Here is a 21,500-nt window from a genome sequence, read left to right as displayed (position 1 = left end):
TCACCCTGCCTGAACGCGATTGCATCGAGACGCTGATAGAACCCCACCGGTGCGTCACTGTCCCTTGCAGACGCGACGTTTTTTGCCAAGGATTGATATGACCAACCTCAACACCCGGGCCTCATTCGTTCCCGGTCGCCTCGAACAGATGTCCACGCGCATCGCCTTTTTCATCGCCGGGGCAGGCATCGCCGCGTGGGCGCCGCTGGTGCCTTACGCCAAGACCCGGGCCGGGCTGGATGAAGGCACCCTCGGTTTGCTGTTGTTGTGCCTGGGGGTGGGCTCGATTCTGGCGATGCCGCTGGCGGGGATCCTGGCCACACGCTTCGGCTGTCGCCGGGTGGCGGTCGGCGGAACGTTGCTGATCTGCCTGGCCCTGCCGTTGTTGGCGACGGTGTCCTCGATTCCGGCGCTGATCGCCGCGTTATTTCTGTTCGGCGCCGGGCTGGGCACGGTGGATTCGACGGTGAACCTGCAAGCGGTGATCGTCGAGCGGGCCAGCGGCAAGACCATGATGTCGGGTTTTCATGGCCTGTTCAGCCTTGGCGGAATCGTCGGGGCGGCGGGCGTCAGCGCCTTGCTGGGCTTGGGCGTGTCTCCACTGGGGGCGACGCTGGTGGTGAACGTGATGCTGCTGATCGCGCTGTGCAAGGCCGCGCCGCACCTGTTGCCCTACGGCAGCGAAAGTTCGGGACCGGCATTTGCCGTGCCCCACGGCATCGTGCTGTTCATTGGCGGGATGTGTTTCATCGTCTTCCTCGCCGAAGGCGCGGCCCTGGACTGGAGCGCGGTGTTCCTGGCGCAGGAACGCGGGATCGACACCGCCTATGCAGGGCTGGGTTATGCGGCGTTTGCACTGACCATGACTGTCGGCCGACTGACCGGGGACGCGATCGTGCGGCGCCTGGGCGCCACCCGGGTGATTGTGTTCGGTGGGCTGACGGCCGCTGCGGGGCTGTTCCTGGCGACGTTCGCGCCAAACTGGGAGATGGCGCTGGTGGGGTATGCACTGCTCGGGGCGGGTTGTTCGAACATTGTCCCGGTGCTGTACACCGCGGTGGGAAAACAGACGGTCATGCCCGAAAGCATCGCGGTGCCAGCCATTACCACCCTGGGTTATGCCGGGATTCTTGCGGGGCCTGCGTTGATCGGGTTCATCGCCCATGGCAGCAGTTTGAGTTTTGCCTTTGGGTTGATGGCGATGTTGCTGGTGGCGGTGGCGATTGGCGGGAAGGTGTTGAAAGTTTAAAAGCTTCGCGAGCAGCTCCCGCGAAGGCTGCTTTCCTGCCGATAAAGATGGCGCCTGATACACCGCTTTCGCCAGCAAGCCGGCGCCTACAGTTGATCCGTGTCGTGCACAGATGTTGTGTCCGCCGGAGATCCCTGTAGGAGCAAGCTTGCTCGCGATGGATTCACCGCGGTCTGGTCTATCAGAACCCCACACTGGCCTGCACAAAGAACGTGCGTGGCGCGCCGACGTACATGCCCGAGTTGTTGTCGCTGGAGCGGGTGAAGTACTGCTTGTCGAAGATATTCTTCACCCCGGCCCCGACTTTCAGGTTCGACAGGGTCGGGCCGAAGTCATAACCGCCGCGCACGTTCCAGGTGACGTAACCCGGGATATCGCCGTACTGGCCATCTGCGGTGCCTTCGGTGATGTAATTGCCGCTGAAGCTGCCATCGGCGTTTACCGCAACGCCCGGCGAGCGCTGTTTGGACTGGGCAAAGGCATCGAGGTTGTAGGTCCAGCGGTTGATGTCATACCGCAGGCCGGCGGTCGCTACCTGGCGCGAATAGAACGGCAGGTCACGGCCCTTGAACCCTGGAATCTCCCCTTCATAGACCGCGCGGGTGTAGGTGAACCCGGCATTGGCGGTCAGCCCATCAAGGCGTGGGTCCAGCGCTGCCATGTCGTAGTGCACCGACGCCTCGATGCCCTGGTGCGTGGTCGCGCCGAGGTTGGTCCAGCCCGCGTCGTTGCTGATGTACTGCAATTCTTTATCGAAGTCGATGTAGAACAGCGTCACTTCACCGCCCCACACATCATCGTTGTAGCGCGTGCCGACCTCATAAGTCTTGGCCTTTTCCGGCTCCAGGCCATTGGCGGTTTCGTCACCCGCGCCCCCCTGGCCGAGCTGGAAATACTGCAGGCTGCCGAACGAGGTTTCGTAGTTGGCGAACAGCTTCCAGGCATCGGACAGGTGATACATCACGCTCAGGGCCGGCAGCGGTTCGTTGCTTTCGATGCTGCGGCGCTTTTCCGGCACCGGCCGGCCTGCGGTGTCGAGCACGGGGCGATCGTGCCAGTCGGTGCTGATGTGTTCAAAGCGGATGCCCGGGGTGATGGTCCAGTTACCGACATCGATCTTGTTGTCGACATACACCGAATTGGCTTCAGTGCCGCCGGTACGATCCTGGTACACGTGCCCGTCCGAACCCGGACGCACCACCGGCTCGTTGTTGACCAGCGCCAGGCGGCTGGCCTCTTCGTGCATGGCTTCCTTGAGGTAGCGATAGCCGACACTGACTTCCTGGGTGGTCGGGCCGACGTCGAACACACGGGACACCCGCGGCTCGATGCCAAAGGTGTAGTAAGTGCGCGGGAACGAGCCCAGGGTCTTCTGGTCGCGAGCGGCGATGTTGCTGCCCCGGAAGCTGTCGGTGTAATAGGTCAGCACTTCGGCCTGGGTGCGGTCGTCGATCTGCCGGGTCCACTTGAACGACACGTCCTTGCGGCGCCCGCTGAAATTGTCATTGTTGCGGTCCGACTGAAACGGATTGGCGTCGTACTGCGCCTGGGTCAGGCCGCCGGGCATGTCGGCGCTGGCGTCGTAGTAGTGAAAGTTGAGGCTGAAATCGTCGACATCGGTGGGCGCCCAGTGCGTCTTGAGCAGCACGTCGTCGATGTCGTTGCCGTGGTTGCGTTCGCGGTAACCGTTGCCGTTCACGCCCGAGTACAACAGCGCCATGCCGATGCCATTGTCCGCGGTGCCGCCGACGAATGCCGTGTCGATATGCTTCCAGCCACCGTGCCGGGAGGTTTCCAGGGTGCTGCCGATTTCAGCGGAGGCTTTCTCCGGGATCGCGCGGGTCACGAAGTTGATCACGCCACCGACGTTCTGCGGTCCGTAACGCACGGAACCGGCTCCGCGAACCACGTCGATGCTGTCGAGGTTGCCGGAGGAAATCGGCGCCATCGACAGTTGTGGCTGGCCGTACGGGGCGAACGCTGCCGGCACGCCATCGATCAGCACGGTGGAGCGTGGCGACAGGCGCGAGGTCAGGCCACGCACGCCGACGTTCAGGGAAATGTCGCTGCCGCCGGTGCCGTTGGCTTCCTGCACTTGCACACCGGGCACGCGCTTCAACACGTCGCCGACATTCATCGCGCCTTGCTCGACCATCGCCTCGCGGCGGATCACGGTACGGGCGCCAGGGTGGTTTTGCACCACCGCGGCATCCGCGTCACCGAGCCAGTCGCCGACCACCTTGATGTCCGTCACGCCCAGTTCCAGCGGACCATTGGCAGCGGCACCGGGTGCAGGCAGCAAAGTCACCGAACCTTCGTCGATCTGGTAGTGCAGACCGCTGCCTTGCAGCAGCTGGCGCAGCGCGTCCTCGGGCGAGAGGTTGCCGTCCACCGCCGGGGCCTGTTTGCCGGCGACCAGCTCAGGGCTGAAAAACACCTGCAGCGAGGTTTGCTGGCCCAGTTCACTCAGGGCCTGACCCAGGGGTTGCGCCGGAATGTGAATAGCCTCGGCGGCAAAGGCCTGGGGCAGCGCAACGTTGACCGCCAGTGCGAGGACCAGGGGCAACCAAGGGAGTTTGTTGTTGTTAGCGGTGGTTTTTTTCACGTCGAACCTAGTCCTGTGGATCGCAAGAGTGTGCGTTTGTTAATGCAAACCAGTTGCAGTTGGACTAGAAGACGATGAACTCGAAAAAAAACCTGAATCTATTTTGAAATTATTTGCTGGCTGCCGTCATCGAGGGTCCGCACGGCCACCGGCAGAATGCTCGGCAAGGCCTTGAGCAGTGCGTCGGTGTTGTCGGATTTGAACACGCTGGTCAGGCGCAGATTGCCCACTTTATCGTTGCCGACGGTCAGCGGTTGCTCCCGATAGCGCGACACTTCTTCGGCGACGTCGCGCAGGCTGGCGTTGTTGAACACCAGTTTGCCGCTGCGCCAGGCGGTCAGTTCCGCAGGATTGACCGCATAGGCGGCGGCCACTTTGCCCTGGGCATCGACCCGCGTCCCCAGGCCGGCGGTGAGGCTGATGAATTCACTGTCGCCAGCCTCGCGGCCTTGAACCTTGACGGTGCCCTGCTCGACCACGACCCGGGTTTCAGAGGCGCCGCGACGCACGTCGAAGCGGGTGCCGGTCACTGTGACCTTGCCACTACCGGCCTCGACCACGAACGGCCGGCGGGTATCGTGTTCGACGCTGAACATCGCTTCGCCCTGCAGCAACTCGATGCGGCGCCGGTCCTGTTCATAGTGCACCTGGACGCGGCTACGGCCGTTCAGGTCGATCACCGAACCGTCCGGCAATGCCACCTGCTGTCGCTCGCCCAGGGCCGTGGAAAACTCGGCGGTGTAGATCGCCGGCTGATGCAACTGGCTGAACACGCCCAACCCGACCGCCACGGCCATCACACCGGCGGCCACCGCATAACGCACCAGCGGGCGACGTTTGCCGCGGGCCGGCGGGCTCTCGCACAAGGCCTGCAGACGCGCCGCAGGCAGCAGATCAGCCGCCGTCCACAGCCCCTCGAGCAATTGAAACTCGTCGCGATGCTGGGGATGCTCGTGCAGCCAGCGCTCGAAGCGTCGACGCTCTTCGACGTCCACCGCCGGCTCCTGCAAACGCACAAACCAGCGCGCCGCCTCGTCGCGAACCGTCGTTTGCCCGCACGCGCAATCACCAGTATCCATCATGGAAGTTCCTGTCTGGCCGGGGATGAGAAGGCGCGGCCGATCATGGTTGCAACCCGTCCAGACGGTCGCGCAAATGCCGCAGGGTGCGGATCATATACTTTTCCACCATGTTCTTGGACAGCCCCAGGCGTTCGGCGATTTCGGCCTGGGTCAGGCCTTCGATCTTCTGCCAGACGAACACCTTGCGGCAGTTGACCGGCAGTTCGCTGAGCGCCCGCTCGATGGAATCAGCCAACTGGATCGCATGCATGAAATGCTCCGGGTCGCCGGACGACGACACACTGTGATCGATCGCCTCCGACTCCATGGCGCCCCGCCGATCCTCACGCCGGTAACCATCCACCGCGATATTGCGCGCGGTCTGGTGCAAGTACGCCCGGGGTTGCTCCACCGCGGCCGAATCGGACTCAAGCACCCGCACGAAGGTGTCGTGGGCCAGGTCCTCGGCCTGCTGACGATTTCTCAGGCGACGGGTCCAGGTGCCAACCAACTCTTCGTAATGCTCGAAAAAGCCGTGTCTGCGGGGCAGCTTGGGGGTCATTGCGGCGTGCTGTGAAGACGGGGCGTGAATAGTAATGCTTCCTATTAACTGGAAGCAATGGATTCCAGACAGGTGCTGGTACGGCCAATTCCGGTTATCCGCAAAAAATGACGGGCAGCGAGTTGTGGCTCGTCTGCCCGCCCAAGGGGTTACACGGTGCTGACTTATCCCTTGTTCTCGTCAATCCCCGATTGCAACGTTTGCCTGTCGAAACGACCACCAAGGTTCCCGGGGCCGAATTTGATACCAAGCTCATCGACAATCGAGATCTCGGGTTTGCTGCCCTCGGTCCCCGGTTTTTGCGGCAGGTCGAATCCGCCCTTGACGCTGTAATCCAGGTTGCTCAAGGTCGTTGTACCAACCCCCGAGTCACCCAAACCGACACGGCCTTCGGCTGATGCAATCCGTGCTCCCGTCAGTTGCGTCGTGCCGCCGACGTTGAGATTCACTCCCTGTGTACCGCTGATGCCGGAAGCCTGGCCCACGCTGTCCTTGTATGCATAGGCGCCATCGAACTTGAGGGTAGGCTTGTAATCGAGCGCTTTGAATCCGCTGTTTTGCGCCAGTTTGTCCTGCTCGACCGGCGCTGCTTTTTTGCCGGTCAGCCCCAGGTCAAGATCAGCCTTGGTCGTGGTCTGGTGGTCCTGACGGCTTTCGACGCTCAGATTGCCGGCGACCGTGCCACCGACCTTCCCGGCATCGATCCGCGCCCCCGCCAATTGCACATCGCCTGCGCTGTTGAGCTCGACACTGTCCGCGGTGATCCGGCTGTTCTGCTCAGTCGTGCGGTTGAGCTGATCCACCCCGAGCTTGGCGCCGGCGTTCAACCCATAGTCAGTGGTCGCGACGCCTTCGGTGGCAGTGGGGGTGCTGCTGCCAAGGTTGCCCCCGGCCTTGAGTTCAAGACTCCTGTTGTTGCGGTTCTGCGTGGATTGGGCGGATTGCGCCTGGATCCCGCCCCCCCGTGCATCGAGACGCACATGCGGGGCGTCCGCCCGGGTGCCTTGCAGGTAGATCGAATCGCCGCCGAGACCGATCCTGTCCTGGCTCTTGAGCTGGACGCCCGTCAAGGTCTGCGCCGACTCATCAACCCGACCGGCATTGAAATTGATGCCTAGGGTGCCGGTCTTGGCGACGCTGTTTTCGGTGCTGGTTTTGCTGCCGCCCAGATCCAGGCCGCCCCCCAGATTGCTGCCCTTGACCAGGTGGGTGTCGCTGGCCGCTTGCAGACCGAGTTTGCCGCCGGCCTTGAGGTCTATCGCACCCGGTGTGTCGATCCGGGTCCCTTGCAGCAGCAGATCGCCACCGCTGCTCAGCTCTACCGGGCCTTGACCCTGGATATCGGCGACACGGGCCTGGCTGTCCCGGACCTGACTGCCTTTATGATCGAGCTGCACACCGGCACCGACAGTCGCATTGGTGGCGTTGGTGCCCGGCAGAGTGCCGACGTTCAGCGAGGCCTTGCCGCGCAGGCTGGATGTGTCACTGTCCTGACGGTCGTTGGCCTGATTCAGCGCCAGTTCGCCCCCGGTCTTGATCGTCACGCCGCCCTCCCCGCCATCGAACCGGCTGCCCTCGAACTGCCCGTCGCGCCCCAGGTTGATGTTCACCCCCTGGCTTCCGGCGTAACTGCCGACCACCGCGGTGGACGTGTTCTTCTGTGTCTGACGGCTGCCACCCTCACCGCTGCCCGCAACGTTCACATCCTGGCCGGTCTTGGTGTAGACCCGCACGTCAACCTTGGCGTCCAGCGCCCTATCGATGCTGCCTTCGGTGATGCTGGCGGCGTTGGCGATCAACCGGTCGGCGCTGATATTGACCTTGCCGGCGCTGGCTTCGTACCGGGTGCCCTGGTCTTGCAACGTGCCGGCGACCTTGACGTCTACCGTGCCGCCCTTGAACTGGCTGACCACATCGCTGCCGCTGCGCACCTGGCGGTCGGCATTTTGATGACCGATGGCGACGCTGACCCCGACATCAGGCTGACCGAGCTTGCCCAATGCGCCCACGTCCGGGATTTTTGCATCGATGGCGCTTTTGGCGGCGTCGGCGATGGGACGGGCGATGTCCTTGTACGCGAGATCGATGCCGACGCCTGCCTGCCAGTTGCTTTCCTTGTGTGTACTGCTGTCCGTGTCCTGCGCCACACGGTTGTCGATTTCACCGGCGTCGACCGCCAGGCCTTTGCCGGCACTGACTTGCGCCCCTTCAGTGATCAGTTTGTCGGCAGTGATGTTCAGGTTGCCGTTGCTCTGGACCTTGCTGGTTTGGGCAGTGGTGGTGTCGCGGGTGTCCCGGACCGTCGAATTCGCGAAGTCCAGGCCACTGCCTATCCGATCAAGGCCGCCGGTGTAGTTGAAACCGCCGCTGGTGTTGCGCCGGTCCGTCGAGGTGTGTTGACTGTCCTGTTCGGCCAGCAGTGCCACGGTTTTGCCCGTCAGCGACGTATCGCCCGCGGTGGCCGTGACCTCGGCACCCTTGAGCGTCAGGTCGCCACCTGCCGTCAGTTGCACGTCAGACCCGGCGAGGCTGGAGCCTTGCTGGCGCACTGCGTTGTCGGTCAGGGTTTGCGTCTTGTCTTCATAACGCACACCTGCGCTGTACTGGCCGGCCGCCGGCGTATTCTCCCTGGCGTAGGCATCCAGGCCGCGGCTGGCCGTGGTATTGCTGCTGTCGACGGAGTCCTGCGCCGAATGCACATTCAGATCGCCCGCCGCATCTGCCTTGAGCGTACCGCCCGCCTTGACCGTGGAGCCCGCCACTTCGATGTCCCTGGCGCTCTTGAGGGTGAGGTTGGTGTCCGACGCCAACTCGCTGCGCACCGTGGTGTTGTCCCGGGTGTTTTCGCGAGTTTCATTGTTGCTGATGCCGAAGAATTTGCTGTCCTTGTTGTGGCTGTTGAGATGGGAAGTGTCCTGCACCCCATCGATGATCAGCGAACCCTTGTCGCTGATGACGCTGGCCTCTGTGCCGCCGCGCACCTGGCTACCGCTGACGCGAACGTCGTCGGCCTTGACGATCAATTTGCCGGCGGCATTGATCGCGCTGCCCTCGTGCCGGGTGTTGCCCTGATCCGTATCGCCGGTCTTGCCAAAGAACCCGCCGCCGACCAGATCGCCGGAATAATTCTTTTTACGTATGAGTCCGATGCTGGGGACACCGGTGACTTCCACCTGTTTGGCGGCGATGTGGATATCCTGCTCGGCGGTCACTTGTGCGCCTTCAGTGCGCAGCAACCCGGCTGTGGTCAATGCGACGGTGTCGCCCTTCAACTGGGTGGTGACGTTACGTTGCTCTTCAGTGCGGTTATCCCAGCTTTCTTTCCACAGGTGTTTGCGGCGTTTGCCCTGCTCGGATTTCGTTGGGGTTTCGATGGCTGCGGTGAGGTGCAGATCGCCGCCGCTCTGCACCCGCAGGGCTTTCGCCGCCTCGACCCGGGCGCCTTTGAGTTCGGTGTCGCCACCCGAGGACAGATCAACGTCACGGCGGGCAATAATCTGGCTGCCGTGCTGCCGCGAATCGCTCTCGCTCTGGGCCTGCTCGTAGGTTTCCCAGGTAATGCCCAGGGTCTTTTTTCTCCAGTCGTCGCGTTTTTCCTGGAGCTTGCGGCTTTCGACGGTGGTCAGTCTCAGGTTGCGGCCGCGCCGACCTTGACGTCACGGCCACTGACATCGGCCGCCGCCAGAATCAGGTCCTTGCCGCTGTGCAAGCTGACATCGCCCTGGCTGCTGTTGCGCGCCAGCGCGCACCACCTCGAGGCTGTCCGGCACCGCATCGCCGCTGATGACGAGATCGCCGGCCGAACGAATCCGCACGCCGTCCCGACCGGCCACCTGCACCGGGCCGATTCGCACGCCCGCGCCTTCTGCGGTGCTGATAATGTTGATGCGCCCGGCCTGCATGGCGCCGAACAGGCGGGCGTCAATGCGGCCGTCGCCGCTGTCGCCGCTCGGGTCGACGTACCGCACCTGCCCGCTGGCGAAGTCCACGGAGTTGCGCCCGACCGTGAGGTTCAAGTCATCGCGGGCGCCAATTTTGCCCTCGCTGTCGATACGCGGAGCGATCAGGTTGATCGAGCCTTCGCTGTTCTGAAGACCCGCGCCCCGGATGCTCAGCTCCCCCGTGGCCTCGCGGGTGCTCAGGGCGAGCAGCTTGCCCTCGTTCAGCTCGGGACGCCCGACCAGGAGATGGGCGTTCGGGGTGTTGATGAAACCGGCGCCATTGAGCGATATGCCATTGGGGTTGGCCAGCACATAGTCGGCGCCACGGCCGAAGATTTCCTGGACACCATTGATGGCCGAGGCGTTGCGGCTGATCACTTCGTTGAGGATCACGCTCGCCGCCTGTCCCTGGAACTGCGGGTTGGCGGCCAGTTGTCCGGCGAGTTGCGACTGCCCGGCTTCCAGGGCGTTGTTCAGGACCAGGCCCTGGCGGTCGACGTTGTAGTCGAGGAACTGGTTATGGGACAGGCCGGAGCCGTTGGGCGCCACGATATTGACGATGGGCACGCCGTCCCGGGTTTGCAATTGCGCGGTGCCCCCGGGCCCGGGAGCGACCACGACTCCCGTCGCCAGGGCATTTGGCACAGGTGCAAGGAGAAACAGGCTGGCAATCGCCCAGCGCAATTTGCCACCGGGGGCGAGATGGAACACCAAGGGTTTTGCTGACATAAGAACCTCAAAATTCAAGTGCGATATCACGGCGCGCGGGAAGGACTGCCGTGGCTGGCGCGCACAGCACCCTCGGCAGTTTTGTTGGGTTCATAGTTGCAATCCCACGCGCATCAGCCAGGTCGGTGGCTCGTGCTTGAACTGGCTGGGCAGGCTGAAGCTGCGTTGGTAATCGAGGTCGACTTGCAGGCTTTTCCAGCTGAGGTTGACCCCGACGCTGCCCCCGCTCAGGCGTTGACTCGGGGCACCGCGATCGGCCTGGACCACACCGCTGTCCAGCCCCAGGCGCGGGGTGATCTGCACCGGCAAGTCGCTGCGCAACGGCAGCCGCAGGGTGTTGCGCCAGACCGCCCCGCTGGCGCCGGACGCGCCGTTGATACGAAATCCGCGCACCGCCGAATCGTCGGTGACCAGCAGTTGCTCGATGGCCGCAATGGGTCAGGGCTGTATTGCACATTGAGTTGGCTTTGCCATTGCCAGGCCTGCTGGCCCAACCGGCCGTTGCGCCACTGACCGAGGCCGGCGCGGTACTTGCGAAACTGCGCCTTGGGCTCGCGGTAGAGCCGGCGCTCGGCATCATCGTCCGCGCCAAACCACCGCAGGCCCTGGGCGTAATTGACGTCCAGGTTCCACACCGCACTGTCGAGCCAGAATAGATTCAGCCCGGCTTCGGCCACGGTCAGGGTCGGGCTCTGAATTCTCAGGTGCAAGCCCCCCAGGTGGCTGTCGACCTCTTTGTGGGCCAGTTGCAGATTGGCGCTGAGTTGATGGCCCTGGCCGCGCCATAACACCCGATCGGCGCGCAGGCTAAGCTGATCGGTGGTGCCGATACTTTGTAACGCCAGGTAGCCCAGCTTGAATGGCGCCCGATATTCCCCGTGGCTGGCAAAGACACTCCAGGTCCAGTAGCCGTAAGGAATGCTGTAATACAGGCTGGCGCTGCGGCTGTAGCGATCGCCCTGGTTGAGGGTGTCGCTGACGCTGACATTGAACACATCATTGATTTGCAGCGGCGAATCGAGTCCTAGATTGAGCGTATGACGATTGCGCCCGGTGATGGTGCTGCCGAGATTGTCCAGCCCCAGGTTCAACGCCCAGCGCGATTGATCGCGGGTGCGCGAGCGCAAGATGATCCGCGAGGCGCCAGGCTCGCTGCCGGGTGCGATGTCGGCGCTCAGGTCCACGGAGCGCAGGCGGTTCAATTGATCCAGACCTTGCTCCAGGTCTCGCAGGTTCAGCGCCTTGCCGAGCATCCCGGGAAATGCTCCGCCGAGGGCGACGGGCAGGCTCGGGTCGGCCAGTTCGATGGACTCGACGTAGCCTTCATCCACCAGGATATCCAGCGACTGCCCGGCCTCTGGTGTCGTACCGAGGTAGGGCCGACTGGCGATGTAACCCGCCTGCACATAGAGCTCGGTGATGGTCGCCAGCGCTTGGTTGATCTGGTTTACGCCCATGCACGGCGACAATGTCGGGTTGAGGCGCAGGTCGAGTGTCTTGCGGCTGATCAGCGTGACGCCACCGACGCGCACCTCGCTGACGGCCCAGCAGCGCTCATCGACAGCCAGTGTGTCGGCTGCCGCTGGCGCGGTCGCCGCGCCACTGAAACTGCCGCGTTCAAGTTGTCGGCGGCGTTGTTCCAGTTGCATCTGCTGCAGGTCGCGTTGTTGCTGTTGCTGCTGGCGTAATACTTCCTGTCCATGGGCGGAAGATTCGGCGGCATACAGCGGAAAAATACTCAAACCCAGCAACAAAGCAGGCAAGGACGAGCGAATATGGGAACGACGAGGTACAACGCGAATAGTATTCGGCACCTGACTTCCTGGCGTTTTCGAAAGGGCGTGATGCCGGTTCGTCTATGCGCTTAATAGTTAAAGCATCGTTGTATTTCTGCAATACGCTGATTACGGCTTTTAAACGCTTTCAAGTCTATTAATTACTCGAGCCTTACTTTCTTCCTCCAAAATCCTACCCATCCACTCCTACTTATTACTTTCAAACTAGCGCTTTCAACAGTCAACCTCCTACTTCCTACATACTAGTTCATGGCTTCCTACTGCCGACTTCTTACATCCAACTTTCAGCGTCCTACTTCCTACATAAACAGAGGAAACTAAAATCAATTGGTACAAAATATTAATGGATGGTGATCTTCGTGCTTAAAGGCAGTGAACCTGTTCGCGATGGCGAGCGCTCAGGCAATCGAGACGACAATGGATAAAATCACTGCCCCCTATGCTGTTGCCCGATCCCGGCCAACAGCAACGCCAACGCACCGCACAGCATCAAGGTTTCACCCAACGCCTGCCCCCAGGCTACAAGCATCAGCCCACCACCGATCAACAGGTAATAAAGCAAACCAAACAACGCGCCAGCCGTGCCCAACCGGTCGCCATAGTTCACCAGGGCCCAACCCAGGATGTTCGGGATCGCCATGCCGAACGCCAGTACCACCGGCAACATCGCCAGTACAAATACAATGCTGCCCTGCATCAGCCAGACGCCCAATCCACCCAGCAGCGCCGACACCGCCGCAAGCCGAATCAGCCGAGGGCCACTGTACCCTCGACCCAACAGTCGCTTGTTGAGCCAGGCACCGAGGCCGGACCCCAGGGCCAGGATCACGCCGCTGTAGCCGAACCATGACGCACTCAAGTCCAGTCGCTGAAACACGAAGGGGCCGAGGCTGTAGTAGCTGAACAGGGCAATGTTGAACAGCGCCACCAACAGCGTCGAGCGCCAGATATCGAGGTCCTGGAGCATTCTCCACAGCGTCTCGAACAGCGCCGGCACGGTCACGGTCTGTGGCCGGGTTTCCGGCAAGGTGCGCAGACACCACAGCCATAACATCGCGGCCACCAGCAATAGACATCCCACCACACCTCGATAGCCAAAGGCCTGAACCAGGCTCGCCCCGGTGAACAGGCCAATCGCCGGGCTGGCCGCCAGCGCGATGCCCATCAACGAAAAAACCTGGGCCAATTCCGCACCCTTGAAGCGGTCGCGCAGCAGGGTTTGCGTGACGACCGAACCCACCGCGGCACCGAAGGCCGCCAGTGCCTGGGCTGCCAACAAGGCAGTGAAGTGACTGATACTCAGCGCCAGTACCGATGCACCGATGTACAGCGCCAGCCCGATAAGTATCGTTGGCCGGCGCCCGATCCGGTCGCACATCCGACCCCACACCACCACGCCAAAGGCGAAGGCGAGGAAAAACACCGACAGGGTTTGTGCCGCCTGCTGCGGCCCGACGGCAAAGGCCAGGCCGATGTCGGCCAGGGCCGGGCTATACAGGGTTTGGGCAATTTGCGGAAACATCAGCAAGGCAATGGCCAATACCAACAGATTTCTGGAGTTCATGAAAACGTCGCTCTTTCAGGACAATTGCCGAATAGCATACGAAGTTACGCCTGTCGTATTATCAAGATCCTGACAATCTATCGATGAAATCGGACAAACCATGGCATGGCTCGATGCCCGCGCGCGATTCGATCCTGACGGCTACGCGGCCCCCGTTATCGGCATCGCGGCTGTCCTTGGCGATCACGATTCAGGCGTGCATCAGCATCAACGGGGGCAGCTGCTGTTCACCCGTCAGGGCTGCACGCGCATCACCCTGGCGCAACAGTTGTGCCTGTTGCCACCCTCCCGCGCCGCCTGGATTCCGCCCGGGGTTACCCACCGCGCCGTGATGCAGCAGAGCGTCGACTACCGCTCCATCTACCTGATTCCCGCGTTGTGCGCCGAACTGCCGCAAGAGACCTGCGTGATTGAAGTCAGCCCATTGTTGCGAGCCGTGCTGGAGCCGATGGCCGACGCCGACTTCGACAGCGATTGGCAGCGCGGCAAATTCTTTCATTTGCTGGGGCTGTGCCTGAGTGAAATCCGCGACGCCGCGCACCAACCGATGCTCTTGCCACTGCCCTGGGACAAACGCCTGGCACCGCTGCTGGCAACGCTCGAACAGCTGCCGCCGGAACTTCAAGTCCTGGAACGACAGATCGGCGCCAGCAGCCGAACCATCGGGCGAATCTTCCAGCGGGAAACCGGGATGGGTTTTCAGCAGTGGCGCCAGCAATGGCGGCTGATGCGCGCCATCGAACTCCTGGCTACCGGGCGCAACATCAGTTGCAGCGCTTTCGAACTGGGGTTTGCCAGTGACAGTGCATTCATTGCCTTCTTCAAGGACATGACCGGCATCACGCCGGGTGCCTGGCTGAAATAGTCGCCTGACGATCGGCAGCAAAAAGCAATTGCCACAAAATATTACATACGTCATATTACATATGTAATATAGGCCCGTTCCCCACAGGTAATTCTCCATGACCAGCATGCCCACTCTTGAACCCGACCTTGCTGTCTCGGTGACTACCGCCAAGCCTCGCCTGCTCAAGCGCCTGCTCCTGCTGACGGCCGCCATAACCGCGGTGGTATGCGCCGGGCTGTACGCGACTCACTGGTGGACCGCCGGCCGTTTCATCGAAGAAACCGACGATGCCTACATTGGCGGCGACGTGACGGTGATCGGGCCAAAGGTCGCGGGTTATATCGAAGAAGTGCTGGTCACCGACAACCAGCAGGTCAAGGCCGGCGACGTATTGATACGGCTCGATTCCCGTGACTACCGCGCCCACCTGGCCAAGGCCGAAGGTGCGGTGGCTGCCGAGCAAGCGTTGCTGGCCAACCTCGACGCCACCGAACAATTGCAACACGCGGTGATCGGCCAGGCTCGTGCCGGGATCGATGCCGCCGGCGCCGAGACGGCCCGTTCGCGGGATGACAACGCACGCTACAAACGCCTGGTCGGCAGCAATGCCGTCTCGGTCGAAAGTGCCCAGCGCGCCGACGCCACCTTCAAGACGGCCCAGGCATTGAGCGCCCGGGCCCAGGCCGAACTGCTGGCCGCACAACGCCAGCTGGCCGTCATAGACACCCAAAAACAACAAGCCCGCGCCGCGTTGATGCAGGCCCGGGCCGAGCGTGACCTGGCGCAACTGAATGTCGGCTACACCGAGCTGCGGGCGCCGATCGATGGCGTAATCGGCAATCGTCGCGCGCGAGCCGGCGCTTATGCCCAGGCCGGCTCACAACAGCTGTCGGTGGTGCCGGCCCGCGGGCTGTGGGTCGACGCCAACTTCAAGGAAGATCAACTGGCCCGCATGACGCCCGGCCAGCGGGTGATCATCCATGCCGACGTGCTCTCGGGACAGGAATTCCACGGTCACCTGGACAGCCTCGCCCCGGCCAGCGGCTCGCAATTCAGTGTGCTGCCACCGGAAAACGCCACCGGCAACTTCACCAAGATCGTGCAACGGGTGCCGGTGCGGATCCTGCTCGACCCGGCCGACGGCGTGCTTGGCCATCTTCGTCCGGGCCTGTCGGTGACCGCTGAAGTGGACACCCGCCAAGGGCCTGAAACCCCGGCCGTGGCCAGTGCACCATGAGCCGCGCCCTCGCCGCCCCCGCAGCACCCTTCGATGCCGCGAGCATGGCGACGGCGACCAAGGTCTTCGCCTTCGCCAGCATGTGCATCGGCATGTTCATCGCCCTGCTGGATATCCAGATCGTCTCCGCCTCGTTGCGCGACATCGGCGGCGGACTTTCGGCCGGCACCGACGAAACCGCGTGGGTGCAGACCAGTTACCTGATCGCCGAAATCATCGTGATCCCGCTGTCCGGCTGGCTGTCCCGGGTGTTCTCGACCCGCTGGCTGTTCTGCGCCTCGGCGGTGGGTTTCACCCTGGCCAGCCTGTTGTGCGGCGTGGCCTGGAACATCCAGAGCATGATCGCCTTCCGTGCCCTGCAGGGGTTTCTCGGTGGCTCGATGATCCCGCTGGTGTTCACCACCGCGTTTATCTTCTTCAGCGGCAAACAACGGGTGATCGCTGCTGCAACCATCGGCGCGGTGGCCTCGCTGGCACCGACCCTCGGGCCGGTGATCGGTGGCTGGATCACCGACATTTCGTCCTGGCACTGGTTGTTCTACATCAATTTGATCCCGGGGATTTTCGTCGCGGTGGCGGTGCCGATGCTGGTGAAGATCGACCAGCCGGAACTGTCGTTGCTCAAAGGCGCCGACTACCTGAGCATGCTGTTCCTCGCGCTGTTCCTCGGCTGCCTGGAATACACCCTCGAAGAAGGCCCGCGCTGGAACTGGTTCAGCGACAGCACGATCCTGACCACCGCCTGGATCAGCGGCCTGGCCGGCCTCGCCTTCATCGGCCGCACCCTGCACGTGGCCAACCCGATCGTCGACCTGCGCGCCTTGAAAGACCGTAACTTCGCCCTCGGCTGCTTCTTTTCGTTCGTCACCGGGATAGGCCTGTTCGCCACTATTTACCTGACGCCACTGTTTCTCGGCCGGGTGCGTGGTTATGGCGCGCTGGACATTGGCCTGGCGGTGTTCTCCACCGGCGTGTTCCAGATCATGGCGATTCCGCTGTACGCCTTCCTGGCCAACCGCATCGACCTGCGCTGGATCATGATGACCGGCCTTGGGCTGTTCGCCTTGTCGATGTGGGATTTCAGCCCGATCACCCACGACTGGGGGGCCAAAGAATTGATGCTGCCCCAAGCCTTGCGCGGGATTGCCCAGCAACTGGCGGTGCCGCCCGCCGTCACCCTGACCCTCGGCGGCCTGGCACCCTCGCGGCTCAAGCATGCCTCGGGATTGTTCAACCTGATGCGCAACCTGGGGGGCGCCATCGGCATCGCCGCCTGCGCGACCATCCTCAATGACCGCACCAACCTGCACTTCACCCGGCTGGCCGAAAACCTCAACAGCAGCAACGAAGCCTTGAACCAGTGGCTGGCCCAGGTCGGCACCAACTTCGCCGCCCTGGGCCAGAGCGGCGACGTCGGCGTCACCGCCAGCCTGCGTCAACTCTGGCTGCTGACCTACCGCGAAGCCCAGACGCAAACCTACGGCGACGCGTTCCTGATGATCATGGTCGGCTTCATCATCGCCACGGCGATGGTGCCCTTGATGCGCAAGGTGCAACCACCGGCCGCGCCGAGTGTGGATGCTCATTGAGCGCGCCCGTGGGTCTACACGTCAGATCAATATCACTGGAGGCTGCGCGGCCTCCAATCAACCAGTCAATAACGACGCACCCTCTTGAACCGGCCCTGTTGTGACACCTGGAACTCGACAACCCTATTGAACCTGAACCACGATCTGTGATTTCAAATCGCTCACCATCGAACCAATCACTGAACTCATGCCTTTGAAATCATCAGGACTGCACAACGCACTGGGGTTGTAAAACTTTAAGTATCGACGAACGACCACTGCGCCTGGCTCTTTTGAGTAATTGGAGATGTACTCAAACTTTTGATGGCGCAAGGTCATCGACTTAGGCACCGCGACAATACTGACCTCTTTTGCAAACTCAAAACGCGCCTGCTCTTCAGTCTCTCCCGAGATGCAGGTAAAGGCCTGACCACGATCGCTCTCCGCTGCGAACGTAAAAACGTTCTGCGCAATACCTCCAGCGAAGCTGCTCATAGTGAAAACGCCCGTAGGCCCGGGAAAGCCAACCAGATTCTCCGCCAGACCGACCATTTTTATTGAAAGTTCGTTAGTGCCAGCCTCAAGTTGGGTGGCGCTGAACTCTCCTTTACCCGTCTGTCCGTAGCTCGCCAGGACTTGTTGCACCCACTGGTTTCTATCAACGGCGCTCATGGAGTTAACAGCGTAACGATTGGGTTCTGCTGCCCAACCTGTGATTTGGGATGAGTGAGTAAAGTCGGCGTCACCGTTTGCGCGAACCTTGAACACCGTGTTGCTCTCAATCTTTCCGTCCTGTGTGGAAGGTGTACGTCCCAGCGTTCCTGACTTGCTGAAAACGACAGGTTTATCCAGATTGAAAATAGGCAGATAACCGCCCGCAACTCCTTCTGCGGTCGAGTCCAGATAAAGGTCCAAGGTCGGAATATAGGTAATTACATGATTGATCACACCCAGGGTTGGCACCTTGGGCAAGGTATAGGCATTCTCGGCGTTAAGCAGCGCAGGCGTGCTCTCTATAGCCACTGCCGCGAGCAATGACTCCAACAACACTACGTGATCTTTGCAGTCACCATAGCGATTGGCCAGAATCGTTTCGACCGGATTAGGCACGACACTGCCCGCCCCCACATAGACTGCGACATAGCGGATATTTTTTCGTACCCAATCATTCAGGGCAATCGCTTTGTCCCGAGGGTCAACCAGATGGGCGGTTATCGTTTGTGCCAACTGACTGATGTCTGCTGTTACACGACTCTTCGCCCGGGCATCGTAAGCCTGGGCAAAGGCCTGGAAGTCAGGAAATGTAGAAACTGCCAAATACTGACCGTAATCCTGGTAAGCGACAGAGCCATGTTCGATACGAGCTTTTTTGTCAGGGATATTGTCCCACCGGTAAATGGTCCGTCCCGCCATAGTGACAGGATCGCTGGCCTTGAAGCCTCGAGCATCGGCGTACAATGGCATGCTCCGCGGCAAGTCATAAACAAGCGTGTACCGCTCGGTTGGGTGAAATGTGGGATGCGATAACGACTCGAAGTGCTGCGGGAACAGTGCAGTGTTGCGATGAGTTTTGTATCGAATGGAAAGACGGTCACCCACGGCGACGTCGGGAAAGATGACCACCTTGACCAATGTATCCTGAAACATTGGTGCGTCCGCTGAACCGCGCTCTTGCTGCTCTTTGATCTGGTCAGGCTTGACCACAAACTTTCGACCATCCGGCTTTTGTGTGAATGCCTCGACGACCTCCAGGCTTTCCAAGGTGCGGTTGTAGCTCAAATGATGCTGTGCATAAACGTTAATGGCGCGTTCTTCGTTAATCAAGATCACTATGTCATTGGTAGCCATGAAGCTGCCGTCTGCGTTAATGACATGCTTGCGAATATCTTTTTCGATGGTGATCGAGGTGTCTGTGCCATCGTTGTTGGCCAACGCGGAGGTTACTGCCATAAGACAGCAGGCGATGAAACCAAGTAATCGCACACACTGGAAGATATAAAGTCGCATATGAACACACTTGATAAATTAGATGTGTTCGCAATATACCGCAGCATTACATCGAAAAGTGCGCCCCCTCGACGCTGAAAGCAGAATCAGAACACTCCTACATTGGTCCTACAGAAACGTCCTTCAAATGTCCGTATTCCGTTTCATCCTTGCCACGGCGATGACGCCCTTATAAGTAAGGTGCAACTACGGGCCGTGGCGAGTGCTCAATGAATCTTGCGTGTCACTCCTGCGGCATCTTGCGAAAACCAACCGCCAACCGGTTCCAGCTATTGATGGTGGAAATCGCCACGGTCAGGTCGACCATTTCCTTGGGCGTGAACTGGGCCGAGACCAATTCATAGTCTTCATCCGGCGCGCGGGTCAGGCTCAGTTGGGTCAGGGATTCGGTCCAGGCCAGGGCGGCGCGCTCGCGGGGGCTGAAGAATGGCGTCTCGCGCCAGGCGGTCACGGCGAACAGGCGACGCGGGGTTTCACCTCCCTTGATTGCATCGGCGGTGTGCATGTCGATGCAGAAGGCGCAGCCGTTGATCTGCGAGGCGCGCAGCTTGACCAGTTCGATCAGCGACTGTTCCAGCGGCAGCTTCGACACCGCGGTCTCCAGGGCGATCATGGCTTTGAGGGCGTCGGGGGACGCCGTGTAGAAATCGATACGAGGTTGCATGGTGAACTCCGGTAACAAAGGATGTGGCGTTACGTTAATCCCGCACCGGCATGGAGCAAATAGCCAATTATTGGGAAGTCGAGGATGCCAATGGCGGCCTGCTCGATTGCAGCCGCCAGCGTGATCGTCGAACTCCTACGTCCGATTGCGCAACCATTGCAGGAACCCCCTCTTCGCCTCGACCTTAGGCACTTCCTGGGTGAGCGTGCGCGCCTTGTTCAAGCGGAAATCCAGCAGCGCTTTCATCGCCTCGCTGATGTCATGCCGCGCATCCAGGCAGGGTTTGAGGTATTCCTTCTCGATCCGGTACAGGCTGCAGAAGGTCTTGGCGGTGAATTGCGCCGGGAGCGCCGTATCGGACACTATCCCGCCCTCGCCGATCACCTCGCCCGGCCCCATGCGTCCGGACTCGAACATCACGCCGCCACGGCTCAGCTCCACCGAGACCACGCCGGATTCGATGATCAACAGATGATCGCTGACCTCCCCTGCCGCCAGGATCAGTTCCCCGGCGCGGAAGGTTTGCAGGGTCATGTTCTGGCTGAAGGTTTCCTTCTCTTCCTGACGCAGGGTCGAGAAGATGGTCGAGGTATCCAGCAATGCCCGTGGCCGTGACAGGTTGACCGGGGCATTCGATTCGACGCTCGACAACAGGCTGACGCCGCAGGCATGCAAGTGCCGGAACGCCAGGTCGAACAGCTGGTTGCGCACCATGCGTTTCTGATCCATGGACTCGACGAAACCGCTGATTTCGTATTCCATCCCGGCGCTGCTGGCGCTTTTCAACGAGACGCTGGGCGCCGGTTTGCTCAACAACTGGCGGCAGCCCTGCATGGCCCGTTCCAGGGCTTCGATCACCGTGTTCGGTCGCGCATGGGGGCTCAGTTGCAGGCTGATCGAGACGCCGAAAATGTCGCTCGGGCGGCTGAAGTTGATGATCTTGGCCTTGGCCGCCAGCGAATTGGGGATCACCGCCATGCTACCCTGGGCGGTTTGCAGGCGCGTGGCGCGCCAGTCGATGTCGGTGACCCGGCCTTCGGTGCCGTCGATGGAGATCCAGTCATCCAGTTGATAGGGTTTGGTGGTGTTGAGGACGATGCCGGAGAACACGTCACTGAGGGTGCTTTGCAGGGCCAGGCCGACGATGATCGCCAACGCGCCGGACGTGGCCAGGACGCCCTTGACCGGGAGTTCGAGCACGTAGGCCAGGGCGGCGATGACGGCGATCAGAAAGATCACCGCGCCGAGTAAATCCTGCAACAGCCGCCCGGTGTGCCCGACCCGCTGCATCATCGCCGCGCCGATCAGCACCGTCAGGGTTCGCGCGGCGAACAGCCACCAACCGATCTGCAAACCGACCGCTGCCAGGTGCAGCGGGATGTTGTCAGCCCAGGGTGCCGGCTCCAGCGGGTTCAGGCCTTCGTTGAACAGCACGACGCTGAACAGCGAGAAAATCACCAGGCGCACCACCAGTTTCCAATGACTGCCATTGGCACTGATCAACCGCCACAGGCCGAGATCGATCAGGACCAGGGCCAAGGCGCAGAGCAAGGGGTGATCGGTGAGCAGGGACAACATCGAGCGACTCCAGACACGTGCGGATGGGCACAGTGTAGGAGGATTTGATGCCTTCAGAACAACACAAAACACTGTAGGAGCAAGCTTGCTCA

At 61.4% G+C, this 21,500-nt stretch carries 11 protein-coding genes and 2 pseudogenes; 4 read left to right on the top strand and 9 right to left on the bottom strand.

Translation table 11 applies throughout. The features are described from left to right. Positions 1-97: 97 nt before the first annotated feature. A complete protein-coding gene (locus BZ163_RS12920) occupies positions 98-1,249 on the top strand; it encodes an MFS transporter (protein ID WP_128871236.1) in 1,152 nt (383 codons plus the stop codon). A gap of 181 nt (positions 1,250-1,430) precedes the next feature. On the opposite strand, the gene BZ163_RS12915 is transcribed toward BZ163_RS12920, so the two are convergent. The 6 genes and pseudogenes from BZ163_RS12915 to BZ163_RS12890 all read right to left on the bottom strand — a co-directional run bounded on the left by BZ163_RS12915 (position 1,431) and on the right by BZ163_RS12890 (position 13,507). Continuing rightward, on the bottom strand, positions 1,431-3,854 hold the full coding sequence (locus BZ163_RS12915) for a TonB-dependent receptor (protein WP_128871235.1): 2,424 nt from the start codon (positions 3,852-3,854) through the stop codon (positions 1,431-1,433). Between the two features lie 98 nt (positions 3,855-3,952). After that, positions 3,953-4,936 carry a FecR family protein gene (locus tag BZ163_RS12910; RefSeq protein WP_128871234.1) on the bottom strand — a complete coding sequence of 328 codons (984 nt, stop codon included), beginning with the start codon at positions 4,934-4,936 and terminating at the stop codon, positions 3,953-3,955. Between the two features lie 40 nt (positions 4,937-4,976). After that, entirely contained in the window at positions 4,977-5,477 is a 501-nt protein-coding gene (locus BZ163_RS12905; RefSeq protein ID WP_128871233.1) for a sigma-70 family RNA polymerase sigma factor, read from the bottom strand. 164 nt (positions 5,478-5,641) lie between these two features. Beyond that, positions 5,642-10,147: pseudogene (locus BZ163_RS12900) on the bottom strand (hemagglutinin repeat-containing protein). A 90-nt stretch (positions 10,148-10,237) separates the two neighbouring features. Beyond that, a pseudogene (locus tag BZ163_RS12895) lies at positions 10,238-11,961 on the bottom strand (ShlB/FhaC/HecB family hemolysin secretion/activation protein). Between the two features lie 409 nt (positions 11,962-12,370). Beyond that, entirely contained in the window at positions 12,371-13,507 is a 1,137-nt protein-coding gene (locus BZ163_RS12890; protein ID WP_128871232.1) for an MFS transporter, read from the bottom strand. A 100-nt stretch (positions 13,508-13,607) separates the two neighbouring features. Between BZ163_RS12890 and BZ163_RS12885 the strand changes: the two genes are divergently transcribed. From BZ163_RS12885 to BZ163_RS12875, 3 genes are all read left to right on the top strand, one after another. Continuing rightward, complete coding sequence (locus tag BZ163_RS12885) at positions 13,608-14,372, top strand: helix-turn-helix transcriptional regulator (RefSeq protein WP_128871231.1); 765 nt, start codon at positions 13,608-13,610, stop codon at positions 14,370-14,372. Between the two features lie 97 nt (positions 14,373-14,469). Beyond that, positions 14,470-15,591 carry an HlyD family secretion protein gene (locus BZ163_RS12880; RefSeq protein WP_128871230.1) on the top strand — a complete coding sequence of 374 codons (1,122 nt, stop codon included), beginning with the start codon at positions 14,470-14,472 and terminating at the stop codon, positions 15,589-15,591. Further along, entirely contained in the window at positions 15,588-17,180 is a 1,593-nt protein-coding gene (locus BZ163_RS12875) for a DHA2 family efflux MFS transporter permease subunit (RefSeq protein WP_128871229.1), read from the top strand. The genes BZ163_RS12880 and BZ163_RS12875 overlap by 4 nt, the downstream gene beginning before the upstream one ends. Positions 17,181-17,303: 123 nt before the next feature. Here BZ163_RS12875 and BZ163_RS12870 read toward each other — a convergent pair whose 3' ends face one another. The 3 genes from BZ163_RS12870 to BZ163_RS12860 all read right to left on the bottom strand — a co-directional run bounded on the left by BZ163_RS12870 (position 17,304) and on the right by BZ163_RS12860 (position 21,408). Beyond that, the gene (locus tag BZ163_RS12870) at positions 17,304-19,166 is read right to left on the bottom strand and encodes a DUF3857 and transglutaminase domain-containing protein (RefSeq protein ID WP_128871228.1); all 1,863 of its coding nucleotides are present in this window, start codon (positions 19,164-19,166) and stop codon (positions 17,304-17,306) included. A 223-nt stretch (positions 19,167-19,389) separates the two neighbouring features. Beyond that, the gene (locus BZ163_RS12865; RefSeq protein WP_128871227.1) at positions 19,390-19,830 is read right to left on the bottom strand and encodes a carboxymuconolactone decarboxylase family protein; all 441 of its coding nucleotides are present in this window, start codon (positions 19,828-19,830) and stop codon (positions 19,390-19,392) included. Between the two features lie 135 nt (positions 19,831-19,965). After that, positions 19,966-21,408: a mechanosensitive ion channel family protein gene (locus BZ163_RS12860; RefSeq protein WP_128871226.1), complete on the bottom strand. Its 1,443-nt coding sequence runs from the start codon at positions 21,406-21,408 to the stop codon at positions 19,966-19,968. Positions 21,409-21,500: the final 92 nt, after the last annotated feature.

The sequence above is a fragment of the Pseudomonas sp. VI4.1 genome (genome assembly GCF_002029345.1).
Lineage (GTDB): Bacteria > Pseudomonadota > Gammaproteobacteria > Pseudomonadales > Pseudomonadaceae > Aquipseudomonas.
Note: the sequence above shows the minus strand (reverse complement) of the source record. Positions and strands in the feature narration are given on the sequence as shown.